The sequence below is a fragment of the Anaerophilus nitritigenes genome, from assembly GCF_004138215.1.
GTDB classification, from domain to species: domain Bacteria; phylum Bacillota; class Clostridia; order Peptostreptococcales; family Thermotaleaceae; genus Anaerophilus; species Anaerophilus nitritogenes.
In genome coordinates this window covers 1-13,146 of record NZ_RYYS01000061.1, presented here as the reverse complement: position 1 = coordinate 13,146, position 13,146 = coordinate 1, and the positions used below count along the sequence as shown (strand labels likewise).

Below are 13,146 nucleotides of genomic sequence, written 5' to 3'. Positions count from 1 at the left end.
TTTTATGGATATTAATAAAGAATTACTTAAAGGAAGTACAGCTACTTTGATTTTAAAGCTTTTGGATCAAAGTCCTATGTATGGTTATGAAATGATTAAAGCCATTGAACAAAAATCTGATGGAATTTTTTCATTTAAAGAAGGTACCCTCTACCCTATTTTACATACCTTAGAGCAAAAAGGTTTAGTGGAAAGCTATTGGTCTGATGGAAATGGAAAGAGAAAAAGAAAATATTATAAACTTACAAAGGATGGAAAATTATCACTTAAGGAAAAACAAAAGGAATGGACTGTATTTCGTTCTGCTGTAGAAAAAATTTTATGGGAGGGAAATTTATGTCAACAATAGAAAATTCTCAAGTCAATAAATACCTCTCTGATGTATGTTCTTATATAAAATATAAAGAATGTCATGAAGAAATCAAAGAAGAGCTTAGTTCTCATATCTATGAAATGTCAGATGGATATGTAGAAGATGGTTTATCTGAAGAGGAAGCGATACAAATATCCATTAATCATATGGGAGAAGCTGAAGAAGTAGGAAAAAGATTAAACGTAGCACACAAAGGAACACCTGATTGGGTTACTCTTCTCTTAACTATATGTTTTATCAATGTGGGCATTATCTTAATGTATTTGATACAAAAACATATGCCTTATAGTTCAAGCTTTTTTCATAAAAGTATATACTACTCTATCTTAGGTACAGCCTCTATTGTATTTTTATATTACTTTGACTATAGAAAAATAAAGAAATATTCAGTACATATTTTTGTAGCTACTACCCTTTTATCTTTTTTTATTATTTCAAAGGGTGATACTATTTTGGGAGGATCTGTCCTTGAAATTTTTGGATTTTCATTTAATTTTATGGAAATAACTCCTTTTTTATTTTTGATTGCTTTGGCTGGAATCTTTAGTAATTGGGACTGGAATGATAAAAGAAATTTATTTATTAGTATGATCCTTTTGGTTATTCCTCTATATATTCTAATGATTACTCCTTCTTTATCATCTTGTATGATCTATTTTATAGGTTTTATGATGATTGCTTTACAATCAGGACTTAAAAGGAAATATGCTTTATTTACGATAATGGGTATAGTTATCATAGGAATTATTCTAATATGGACTAAGCCGTATAGAATGCAAAGACTGTTAGCTTTCTTAAACTTTGCATCTGATCCATTAGGAGTAGGATTTTTAAATATGCAAATTCATAAAAATATGCACATGGCAAAATTATTTGGAAGAGGTTTTTCAGTTCCAAAGGGAACGTTTCCTTATGATCCTATAAATGAATTTATACTCAATTATATTCTTTATGCTTTTGGTTGGATGGGAATGATTTTTATAGTATCTCTTGTGTGTACTTATTTAATTAGAATGATTTTTATGATAAAAAGAATTCATGATCCATATGGAAAATTGTTAATTAGTGGATTGATCAGTGTATTTACGGTAGAATGTGTATGGAATATTTTAATGAATGTAAATTGCATAGGGCTTGCGGGAATACCCCTTCCTTTTATGAGTTATGGAGGATTATCTTCTTTATTTCATGCAATTTCTATAGGTCTTATTTTAAGTGTATATAGAAGAAGAAGCTTATCTTTTCCAGTTTCTAATAAAATAAATGAATAAACAAATAAAAAGTATTTCTTATAAATTTCATAGGAAATACTTTTTGTATGTTATGAAAAGGTTTCATTTGTATTATTAGGACTTATCATAGAGAAATGAAATTCTAAAAAATTCGTACAATATATAAAAATTTTAAGAAAAAGTTGGTAATTATGATAAAAATACCGGGGTTTATAATTTTAAATATTAAAAAATATTCGTATAATTAGATTTACAGATTATTATGTTAACATAATCAGATTATGGTTTACTATCATAAATAAAAATCCTCTATGGTCTTATCTTTAATATCTTGATTGATTCCTATGTATCTTAGTGTAACACTTGGTGATGAGTGATTAAAAATATCTTGTAATATGGCAACGTCTTTATAAATCTGATAATGCCAATAGCCAAAGGTTTTACGAAGAGTATGTGTTCCTATTTCACTAAGGCCTACCCTACGGCCTGTTTCATTTAAAATTCTATAAGCTTGAACTCTGGTGATTGGTTTATTTTTTCCTTTTCTACTTTGAAAAAGATACTCCTCCTCTTTCATGTTTTGTATGTACCTTTCAAAATCTTTCCTTAACTGATTGTTAATTAAAAACCTTTTTTCTTTTCCCGTCTTTTGTTCTTCGATCATAATGTGTGTTCTATTTTTTATATCATATACCTTCAGATGCAATAAGTCACCAACTCGAAGTCCCGTATTAATTCCTGTAACAAATAGAAGATAATTTTTATATCCTGATTTTAAAAGCTCATGTTTCATATCTTCTATTTTATTTTTATCTCTTATAGGTTGAACGATATTCATGTTACTCCCCCTTTTTCTACCTATATTCTACAAGAATAATTATATTACATTTAATGTTACTATGCAATAAAATATGTTACATTACTATTTTTCACTTTTTAAAAAACGTTGATTTACCAATATATACATAGAAAACCTTAATGTAACACAATTATACTTTTGTTACATACAAATATTTCTCTTAATGGGTATCGCAAAAATAGCTGTAGTAATTTATCACATGATGTATTGATACCTTTTGACTTAAAAAATCGCTTAGAATCGAAATATGGAGGTCAAAAAAAGTAAGCTAGTCAAATTTTTAACCAGCTTACTTTTTAAAGAAAAACTATTTATTTTTAGTAAATGTTTTATTTTCCTTTCAAACTAAAATTCAAATAATCAATAGCATTGTCTTCTAATTGTTGAATTGTATATAAATAACGATCTGCTAAATTTTCATGACTCCATCCTAATTGTTCTTTGACTTGATGAGGGGTGGCACCTCTTTTTAATGTATAAGCAGCTAATGCATGTCGTAAATCTCTAGGGGTATAGGAATGATTTAAGTTTGCTTCTTCACATGCTTTTTGTAAAATCATTCTTACCCATCTTCCAGTAATTCTTTTTCCTCTATTATTTAAAAACACATAATCATCTTTAGAAACAATTCCTTCTTGTTTGGACTTATAATCATTTAAAAGTTTCCATGTATCTGGATGAACTTTAACATAACGATCTCCTTTTTTAGTGGCAAATATAATTCCAATATGCCCTTTATTATCTTCAATGAATTGATTCCATTTAAGATGTACTGCTTCTTGTAAAGTAAGTCCTGATGTAAAGATAAGCATGCAAATAGAAAAGTCTCTTAAAGAATAAGTTTTTAAAACAGAAATCAACTGATCTAGCTCATCCCATTTTATGATTCTATCAGAGGATATTTTTCTAGATGCGGTGGGTTTATGGATATTCTTAAAATGATTATAATCTATATAACTATTTTCCTCTAAGTAATTAAAAAAGCTATAAATTTCACTATAAAATTTTTCAGCTGTAGATAGTGCCATTTTTTTAATTTCTATTAAATGATTGAGTTCCTCTATGTAATTTTTACAATCTTCTAAATTTGCATCTAAAAAGTCTTTCTCTATAAAATTTAAAAAAGTATAGATATCCCTTTTATAATCTCTCTTTGTTTTTTCTTTTTCTAAATATGATAAGAAACTATTCAAAATCGTTTCACTTACATTCATTATTAAACCTCCTTCTCGTATTATTTCCTCATGTTAATATTTCATCTCTTTACACATTATTTCTCATAATAATATTATGTAACCTCTTGGAGACTTTATCATAAATTATTACTTTTTAAAATTTAAAATTATTTTTTTGAAAACAAATTTTTCAAGGCATTTGCAATCATCTCATCAGATAAATTAGATATTTTATCTTGCTTTAAATTTTTCTTTTCGACAATTTCAGGAATCTTTTGATTTGTATTAGAATCATTAGTTGGTGTAGATGCTTTCTTTTCTCTTTTTTTAAAAAACATAGTATCCTCCTATAGAACTTATTATTATTTTTTATTTAAAAATATTTTATCTCGTTCATACCTTTATGTCTATACTTATAATGTAATGATTACAACTATATATTCAATTATATAAAAGAAAAATCTCATTAATAAATATTGTTATAATGAGATTTTATATATCAATTTTAAAAACAAATATCCTTAGGGATAAATTTAATACATTTAAGGATATTTGTTGAAGTATAGTGAATTTTACTGTTTACTTAAAATTTCTGTCAATAACTCTAAAGCACTTTCATCTTCCTCGCAGTTAGTTCCTAGTTCACCTCTAAAGGCTTTTGCTAAAATTGATTTCTTTATAAGTTCAATTTGATCTTCTAATTGGGTAAGTTCTTCTATTTTTGATGCTTCTCCTAAAAGCTTATCTAGGATTCTTACGATTTCTTGTTGTTCTTCACTAGATGGTAAAGGAATATCGAAATTTCCTAACTTTTCAGCATTTATATTTGATTGAGATACCCCATCACTCTTTACCTCCATACATCTAGTTTTTGCATATACAGAATTCATGAAATAGTTGATATATTTTGAATCAATGCCATTTAGCACCCTAACTCTAATAAGATATCCTGCAAAAATTGCATCCATTTCTCCATTATATATAGATGTCTTTCCAACTAATTCAGGACTATTAGTTCTGTTAAATAATAGATCTCCTTCCACAAGATCGTATTTATTTATTTCTTCTTCATTGCTCGTATATACCAAATTATTCCATATTAATTTTCCCTGTTGTAAATTTCCCATTCTTAAAACTGGAACTTTCCCCTCAATTTGTGATTTAGCAGAAGTACCATATTTAAATTTTTCACATATATCTTTTAATTTTATCCAAGTCCAATTAGTAGGTATTCCATATACCTCACTTAAATCAGTCAAATTGAAATTTTTCTTTATTTTTTTATTTTCATTTATAATGTTATCAAGTAATTTATTATCACTTATATTATAATTTTTTCTCCACTTTTCAGTTAACTCTCCTCTAAAAGCTTTTTCCAATATAGCAGCCTTTCTTTTGTCAAATCCCTCTCCAGCCTCTTCTATCAATTCTTTAGCCTTATCTAACTTTTCAAAAAGACTTTCTATTCTATCAACAATTCTTTGTTGTTCTTTAAGTGATGGAATAGGTATATTTAAATTTGCCATTTTAGATTTATTAATAATGGATATTGTTGTTGCAGATGAATTGTTTTTTAACTCTTTTTGAAAATATTCACTTAAAACATAATAGTAAACATATAAAGTATTGATATTAATTGGTATTATTGAATTGATTTGTTGATTAGTAGCTCCTTCAACTTCTAGATACGCAGATTTTCCAATTGAACCTATACAACAAACCGCTGTAGCTCCTTTTGGCAAGACTCTTGCTTTTTCCGCTCCTAAATTACTTAACATTTCATTTGAATGTATTAACCTTCTTCCTTGATCTAAATCGTTTGGTTTGATAAAAGGTACATCTTGTCCATAATAATCTGAATTTTTTTTTGATGGTGTATTACCTGTTACTAATATGGAAATATAACCAAGTTTACACCACACCCAATTCTTTGGTACCTCATAAGGAGCATCTTTAACAATAGCCTCTTCTAACTTTTCCTCTAATGTCATAATCTTTTTTTTAGCCATATTCCTGCTCCCTCCTTACTTCTCTAAGCTTCTTAATTCTTTGATAACGCTCATAAGTAAGTCAGTTGCTTCTTCTAGTTTTGCTACTGCTTCCTCTGCACTTTCTATTGGGTCTGGTAGGTCTTCATAGTCTAATATAGAATCATCTTTTATAAGTCCTAAATCTAAATTGTCATTCTTTTCTTTTATTTGTTCTCTAGTAAACTTATTCCATCTTTCATCTTCTACTGTTTCCCTATTTTCAGAAGTATATGCTTTTATGAAATCTTCGAAATGGGATTCCTTTAATGGATTTGTTTTCCCAAAGTTACGCATATTTGTTCTTAAATCATAAAACCATACTTCTTTTGTATTATCTTTATCAGTTTTTCCTCTTGTAAAGAATAATACATTTGTTTTTACTCCTTGAGCATAAAATATACCTGTTGGAAGTCTTAAAATAGTGTGTAGGTTACATTTATCCATTAAGTCTGCTCTTATTTTTGTTCCATCACCTTCTTGAAACAAAACATTATCAGGTAATACTACTGCTGCTCTTGCTTTTCCATCTGATTTTAAGCTTCTGTATATATGTTGTAGAAAATTTAATTGCTTGTTTGATGTTATGAAAGTTAAGTCATCTCGTGTAGCTCTTTCTCCACCTTTTTTCGTTCCAAAAGGAGGATTAGAAAGTACTACATCTAAATCTTTCATTTGTTTTCCTACATTAGTCAATGTATCTCCTAATATAATATTTCCTTCTATATCATGAAGCATAGCATTCATAAGTGCCAATCTATGAGTTTCATGAACTAGCTCACATCCTGAAAAAGCTTTTGTTCTTTGAAATTCTTGTATGTCTGTATCTAACTCAAAATAATTATCTGTTTTTTCTTTTAAATAAAGATCTGCTCCGATCATAAATCCAAAGGTTCCTGCTGCTGGGTCATTACATTTTTCACCTGGCTTTGGATCTATTAATTTAACCATAACATCAATTAATACCCTTGGAGTAAAGTATTGTCCTGCTCCTGATTTTTTCTCTGATGCATTTTTTTCTAACAATCCTTCGTAGAGGTTTCCAAGACCTTCTTCTTTAGCTGAATACCAATCTAGTCCATCTATAGTTGTGATTATTTTTTCTAAATTTTTCGGTTCTTCTATATTGGTAGCTGAACCTTGATAGATTTGTTGTACGATTCCTGTAGTTTCTTCTCCTAAATGATTTAACAAATCTTTATAGAAATTTTTAAGCTCTATTCCACTCTTGGACTTTAAATCATCCCATTTATATCCTTGTGGCAATTTATCTTCTGCTGTTGTTTCTTTTGCCATTTTTAAGAAAAGAATATAAGTTAATTCTGTTACATATTGATGATAAGTGATTCCATCATCTCTTAGTACATTACAAAGGTTCCAAAGTTTATTTACTATTTCTTGTGTATTCATTCCTAGCTAATCTCCTTCTCTTCAAACATATATGTTTTTAATTTTGTTATGATTTCTCCTAGATTACCTTGAAACAACTTGTCATTAAGTCTTTCAAATCCACCACCTTGAGACTTAAAGCTTCCAGTGTTTAATGTGTCTTGATCTATCACGACTTCTTTTAGCATTACTTTTTCTATTCTATTGATCCAATTTTGTTGAGGCTTGGTTAAATAGTATTCTCTTTTTATTCTTGTAATTGCTCTTTTTACTCTTTCCTCATTAGATTCTAGAGGGCTTCCTAAAGCTTGTTGTCTTATAAAGGCAATAATATCAGCTACGATTTCTTCATTTTTTAAGTCTTTCCAAGCAGTTTTTAAATATTCTTCATTAAATCCATTATTATCTAATATAGCTTTAAGCTGTTTTAATGTTTCCTTTGTTAAATCTTGTGGTCTTGTACAAACAACTTCTAAAGCTTGAATGGTATTTTTATTTTTCTCAATATATTTTTTAAACTCATTAATATAATCCTCTAGCTTTTTCCCTTTACCATATCCTCTTGTATGGGATACTACTTTGTCTACTTTATCTGAAACGATTATAATTTCTTCATTTCTGTATTTTTCATCTAAGTATTCTATTAATGCATTATTCATAATAATCTCTTTAGTAGCAATATTTGTATCAGATTCTTTAAGTTTAGTTATAAATTCTTCAGGAGTTTTATTGTTACAAAGACTTTTAAATATTAATTTTTCTTTTTCATCTATGAGTTTCTTTTTTCTTTGAAGCTTTGCGATTATCTTTTTTACAACTACTTCTTTTTCTTCGGTATTATCTGTTCTTTCTAGTGTTTCTTTTAATATTTTAAAGGATGTGTTGGCATTAGCTGCAACAGGTTTCATATTTGTCATATCTTTAAGAGCTTCATAAAGTGTTACACAGTCAAATATTTCAAAATGGGTTTTATCAATACTATCACATAGTCTTGTTGCTCTACCTAACATTTGCTCATAAAGTATTCTTGATTTTACTCTTCTTAAAAATACTATTTTATCAATTTTAGGGACATCAATTCCTGTAGATAATAAATCAACTGTAACTGCAACATTGGGATATTTTTCATTCTTAAACTTTTTAATAGCAAGATCTGTATCTTTTATTGCTCCTGTTATTTTAAGAATGGAATCATCATCTACTCCACCTATAGTTTCTCTAAAAATATCTTTTAACAACCTAACGATCATATCAGCATGAGTATCACTTGCTGCAAATATTAAAGTTTTTCCTTCATCATTTTCAGGATCTATATATTTTGCAACCTCTTCTAATGCAGCTTTTGTATGAGATTCAATAATTATTTTTTTATTAAATTGATCTATTTCAAAATCTACATCATCCTCTAATTCTGCTCCATTAATAAGCTCACCTGTAAATTTATTATATTTTGCTACTTTATCTCCCTTATGATAATGAACTCCATCTCGAGTCAATTCTGTTTCTATAAGATGAGGAGGTTCATGATCTACAAGATATCCATCAATAACAGCATCTCTATAGCTATAATTATATACAGGGTTTCCAAATATCATTGTAGTATGAAGTGCTGGAGTAGCTGTGAGTGCAACCTTGAAAGCATCAAAATATTCTATGACCTTCTTATACTTGCTTAAAAAATCTTTACTATCTCTCCATTCAACTTCTGTATCACTCATTTCTTTATCTAAAGTATAACCCCTATGAGCTTCATCAACTATAATACAGTCATAATTTCCAACAGAAGGTACATTGATTTCATCTTCATTGTACATAATTCTTTTTACCATAGCTTGTACTGTGGCTATATGAATTTTAGTTTCTTTATCAATAAGCTTTTCATCAAGGCTATTGATGTTATAAATTTGATTTAAAGTTTTCAAATCTTCTATTTTAACCTCTTTAAATGTGTCTAAAGCTTGATTACCTAGGGAAGTTCTATCTACTAAGAAAAGAATTCTTCTATACCTTTTTGTTTTTAGTAGTCTGTAAATTAAACCTAAAACCGTTCTTGTTTTTCCTGTTCCTGTAGCCATTGTTATTAATGCTTTTTGTTTTCCTTCTATAATGGCCTTTTCTATTGCTTTTATAGCATCTACTTGATAATATCTAAGTCCTATACTATTTTCAGATTGTAAAAATTCAAAGCTTAATTCATCTAAAGTTTTGTTTGCATCTTCTACATTTTCATGTAGCATAGCATCTAGCTTCTCTGGTGAATACCATCCTTGAAGTACCTTTGTATTATTTTTGGGATTTCTACAATCTAAAAAATGTACGCCACTTTTATCTTCAATTTCTTTTATATATTTTCTACCATTAGCAGCAAATAAAAATGGTACTTTATATTCATTCCAATTAGAAACTACATACTCCTCATGGTCTTCTTTTACTCCTTTGACATAAACTTTAGATTCAATCATAGTTCCTGCTACATCTTTTGAATATTTTTTAGCTTCTATAAATCCTACTAGCTTTTCACCAATAAATAAAGCATAATCTACTGCTCCATTGCCTTTTTCCTTTGAATATGTTGGCCATTCAGCAATCGCTAAATTTCTTCCCTTTTGTGGTCTTGTCCCCTTTGAATGTCTAAGGTGAATAGTATCTGCTTCCCATCCAGCTCCTTGAAGTTGAGCATCTATGATTCTTCTTGTTTCAGCTTCACTTAATTCAATATTTCTGCTGGCTTTTTTTCCTTGTTCTTTACGTTTTTGTATTTCCTCTCGATTCTTTTCCTGAGCTTTTAAAGCATTTAGTTCTGATTCTAAAGCTTTGTATTTTTCTTCATATTCTTTTGCTATATCATGAATATTTTCAGTATATTCATTTTCTTGTGGTATTTTAAAATCATTAGGCTCAAAACTCCAATCTCCATAAGTTTGCATAAACCAAACGACCAATTTAAATGTTAGCTCTAATTGGATTTTTGCCTTTTCAACATCTTCATAACCATTATGAGCTGCACTATTTCTCTTTATTCTCAATATATGAAGTATATTGTCAATATCCTCTGGAATGAACTCTTCCTTTTTTAGTAACTTAATTCTATTGTTATGATTATTATCCTGCCCTACTAAACTAGCATCAATATCTTCCATAGAAAACATAAACTGAACTATAATTTCACCAAATATACCACACTTGATAAATGTAGTATTTGAATCTATATAAAGATTTCTTTCTGCCAATCTCCCTAAATTTTCAAGTATAGGCCACCTTTCTTTTAAAAAAACAAAATTACTCATAATGTATCCCCCTATTTACAAATATTCCTATAATATAACATATTTTTATTATACTCTATATTGATATATTTTGGTGATTATAAAGTTTAAAAGTAATTTCTTTTAGAGTTTTTTTCATAAAAATAAACACCTTCATAAATATTGGAAATCATCCAATACATAGGAGGTGTTTAATAGATTTTTTATAATCATTTAATAAAATCTACACATCTTTAATATTATTATTTACACAGCAGTTCTTTCAATTCTTAATTTATCAGCAACCATCGCTATAAATTCGCTATTAGTTGGTTTTCCTTTATCATTATGTACAGTATAGCCAAATAAATTATTAATCGTATCTACTTTTCCTCTACTCCAAGCAACTTCTATTGCATGTCTTATAGCTCTTTCTACTCTGCTAGGAGTTGTATTAAATTTTTTCGCAATAGATGGATATAATTCTTTAGTTACTGCACTTAACATTTCTATATTTTCTACTACCATAGAAATAGCTTCTCTTAAGTATAAGTATCCTTTGATATGTGCAGGAACACCTATTTCATGAATAATATTTGTAATTTTTGCTTCTAAGCTTTGGGATATATTAGTATTTGATGTGTTAATTAATAAGTTCTTAAACTCATTTTTCTTTTCTGGAACAAATTGTACATTTCCAGATAATTGACGAATTCTTTTGATGAAAATTTCAAAATCAAAAGGTTTTACTACATAGTAATCTGCTCCTAAATTAATAGCTCTTTGTGTAATTTTATCTTGTCCTACAGCTGATAAGACAATAATTTTAGGTGTTTTTTCCAAATTCATAGAATATAATCTTTCTAATACCCCTAATCCATCAAGATGTGGCATAATAATGTCTAATACTAATACATCAGGTAATTCTTTAGATACAAGATCAACTGCTTCTAATCCATCTTTAGCAATACCTACTACTTCCAAATCATTTTGTTTTTCTAGATATTCACTTAGAATATCACAAAAATCCTTATTATCATCTGCAATTAAAACACTAATATTCTTCACTGAGTTACCCCCCTAAACATTTTTACACTTTAAAATTTATTCTATTAAAACTTATTCGACAACGGGAATATATTTCCTTCTATTTTGGAAAAGATTACTATATTTTTTTATTTTTTTCTAATAATTACCATATTATTATTGGAATTGCCCATTTTTTAAATAAATTATTATCTTATTAAAAATAGAAGATGCTCTAACGAGCATCTTTTATTTTGCTAAACTATAATCATTTGCAATTTGATTATTCTCAAGTAAATCTATTCCTCCTTCTTGCATCATCCATTCAATAAATAAACCATAGCCTTTAGATGGATCATTCACAAATACATGAGTTACCGCTCCTATAAGTTTATTATTTTGTATAATAGGACTACCACTCATGCCTTGTACAATTCCTCCGCTTTTTTTGAGTAACCTAGGATCTGTTACTTTTATTACCATACTTTTAGTATTTGGAGTACGTTGTCTATTCACTTTTTCAATATAAATTTCAAAAGCCTCTACTTGATTATTATCAATAGTAGTTAAAATAGTTGCTTTTCCTTCTTTAACTTGATATTGATATCCAATATCTATAGGTTCTTGATAAAGTTCATGGATCAAAGGATCATATGCTTCTCCATAGATACCAAAATTGGTATTTTTCTTTAAGTTTCCAATAGGATTACTGGTTTCATAAAAAATTCCTTTTATCTCTCCAGGTTTACCTTTTTTACCTTGTTCTATAGAAGCAACTTTAGATTTAACAATTTGTCCATTGTCTACTGTTAATAATAAACCCGTATCTACATCTGTAATAGCATGTCCTAAAGCACCAAATTTATTTGTGGCAGGATGATAGAAAGTTAAAGTTCCAATTCCAGCAGTTTTGTCTCTTACCCACACACCTATTTTATATTCTTCATCCTCTACAGATTGAATGGGCATAATATCTACATGAAATACTTCATTTCTGCGTTTTACTTTTAAATTCAATTGATTATTTTTATTTTCATTGATTATTTTAGTTACATGATCAGCATCTTTTATTTGTATATGATTGATTTGAAGAATACTATCTCCTACAGTAATTCCAGCTTCTTGTGCAGGATTATGATACTTACTATCTATTCCTTTAATTTTTTCTAATCCAACGACCAAAACGCCTTTTGTGTTTAATCTTACTCCTACTGATTGACCACCAGGAATCATTTTTGTTTTTGGTACTACGTCTACCTTTACACTTCCAAAAGGTATAATTCCCAATAGCTTTACTTGAATATTTGTTTTCCCTATATTTACAGGATTCAAGTACAACATTTTTTCGTCATTGTCAGTTTTAGGAGATAATTTTAAAATATTTGTATCTATTTTAGTATGATCAACTTTAAAAGGAAATCTAACATTAAAAGATTGTTTTTCATCCTCAAAAATTTTAATCTCCTCTGGAACGTTGATCATTTTTTCAAAGCTTAAGGAATAGAAACTAACCAATACTATTACTACAAAAAATATTAAAAAAATACGATTAGACTTATTTCTAAACAATCATTATCACACTCCTATTTTCCCCAGTGAGCTGCTTTTTTCCTTCAAAAAGAGTGTTTATGATATATAATTAATTTAGCCTAATTTTAAAAGGTTTATTCTTCATAAAAATTGTAATCTACTCATATACGTTTAAATCAATAGCTTGGATAATATTTCAAAAACAATAAAATCTACCTTTTTAATTTAGGTTCTATAATAAATGTTGGGGTGAATAACTCCAACATTTAATTTTTTGCAAAAAAATAAAG

At 28.1% G+C, this 13,146-nt stretch carries 10 protein-coding genes; 2 read left to right on the top strand and 8 right to left on the bottom strand.

The window, feature by feature from the left end:
- The first annotated feature begins 4 nt into the window (after window positions 1-4).
- Window positions 5-349: a PadR family transcriptional regulator gene (locus EK368_RS08910; protein WP_129598594.1), complete on the top strand. Its 345-nt coding sequence runs from the start codon at window positions 5-7 to the stop codon at window positions 347-349.
- Entirely contained in the window at window positions 337-1,644 is a 1,308-nt protein-coding gene (locus EK368_RS08905) for an FtsW/RodA/SpoVE family cell cycle protein (RefSeq protein WP_165000395.1), read from the top strand. Before EK368_RS08910 ends, EK368_RS08905 begins: the two co-directional genes overlap by 13 nt.
- Window positions 1,645-1,897: 253 nt before the next feature.
- Here EK368_RS08905 and EK368_RS08900 read toward each other — a convergent pair whose 3' ends face one another.
- From EK368_RS08900 to spoIVB, 8 genes are all read right to left on the bottom strand, one after another.
- On the bottom strand, window positions 1,898-2,443 hold the full coding sequence (locus EK368_RS08900) for a site-specific integrase (RefSeq protein WP_129598588.1): 546 nt from the start codon (window positions 2,441-2,443) through the stop codon (window positions 1,898-1,900).
- 350 nt (window positions 2,444-2,793) lie between these two features.
- Complete coding sequence (locus tag EK368_RS08895; protein WP_129598586.1) at window positions 2,794-3,678, bottom strand: tyrosine-type recombinase/integrase; 885 nt, start codon at window positions 3,676-3,678, stop codon at window positions 2,794-2,796.
- Window positions 3,679-3,806: 128 nt separating this feature from the next.
- On the bottom strand, window positions 3,807-3,977 hold the full coding sequence (locus tag EK368_RS14895) for a hypothetical protein (protein ID WP_165000394.1): 171 nt from the start codon (window positions 3,975-3,977) through the stop codon (window positions 3,807-3,809).
- 234 nt (window positions 3,978-4,211) lie between these two features.
- Entirely contained in the window at window positions 4,212-5,648 is a 1,437-nt protein-coding gene (locus EK368_RS08890; RefSeq protein ID WP_129598584.1) for a restriction endonuclease subunit S, read from the bottom strand.
- A gap of 15 nt (window positions 5,649-5,663) precedes the next feature.
- Window positions 5,664-7,076: a class I SAM-dependent DNA methyltransferase gene (locus EK368_RS08885; RefSeq protein ID WP_129598582.1), complete on the bottom strand. Its 1,413-nt coding sequence runs from the start codon at window positions 7,074-7,076 to the stop codon at window positions 5,664-5,666.
- 2 nt (window positions 7,077-7,078) lie between these two features.
- A complete protein-coding gene (gene hsdR, locus EK368_RS08880) occupies window positions 7,079-10,342 on the bottom strand; it encodes a type I restriction-modification system endonuclease (RefSeq protein ID WP_129598580.1) in 3,264 nt (1,087 codons plus the stop codon).
- Window positions 10,343-10,567: 225 nt separating this feature from the next.
- Window positions 10,568-11,368 carry a sporulation transcription factor Spo0A gene (spo0A, locus tag EK368_RS08875; protein WP_129598579.1) on the bottom strand — a complete coding sequence of 267 codons (801 nt, stop codon included), beginning with the start codon at window positions 11,366-11,368 and terminating at the stop codon, window positions 10,568-10,570.
- 207 nt (window positions 11,369-11,575) lie between these two features.
- On the bottom strand, window positions 11,576-12,895 hold the full coding sequence (gene spoIVB, locus EK368_RS08870; RefSeq protein WP_129598578.1) for a SpoIVB peptidase: 1,320 nt from the start codon (window positions 12,893-12,895) through the stop codon (window positions 11,576-11,578).
- Window positions 12,896-13,146: the final 251 nt, after the last annotated feature.

What these genes read in the sequence shown, in the direction of transcription:
- EK368_RS08910 (WP_129598594.1), top strand. Translation starts at nt 5, where the DNA reads ATGGATATTAATAAAGAATTACTTAAAGGAAGTACAGCTACTTTGATT.
- EK368_RS08905 (WP_165000395.1), top strand. Translation starts at nt 337, where the DNA reads ATGTCAACAATAGAAAATTCTCAAGTCAATAAATACCTCTCTGATGTA.
- EK368_RS08900 (WP_129598588.1), bottom strand. Translation starts at nt 2,443, where the DNA reads ATGAATATCGTTCAACCTATAAGAGATAAAAATAAAATAGAAGATATG.
- EK368_RS08895 (WP_129598586.1), bottom strand. Translation starts at nt 3,678, where the DNA reads ATGAATGTAAGTGAAACGATTTTGAATAGTTTCTTATCATATTTAGAA.
- EK368_RS14895 (WP_165000394.1), bottom strand. Translation starts at nt 3,977, where the DNA reads ATGTTTTTTAAAAAAAGAGAAAAGAAAGCATCTACACCAACTAATGAT.
- EK368_RS08890 (WP_129598584.1), bottom strand. Translation starts at nt 5,648, where the DNA reads ATGGCTAAAAAAAAGATTATGACATTAGAGGAAAAGTTAGAAGAGGCT.
- EK368_RS08885 (WP_129598582.1), bottom strand. Translation starts at nt 7,076, where the DNA reads ATGAATACACAAGAAATAGTAAATAAACTTTGGAACCTTTGTAATGTA.
- hsdR (WP_129598580.1), bottom strand. Translation starts at nt 10,342, where the DNA reads ATGAGTAATTTTGTTTTTTTAAAAGAAAGGTGGCCTATACTTGAAAAT.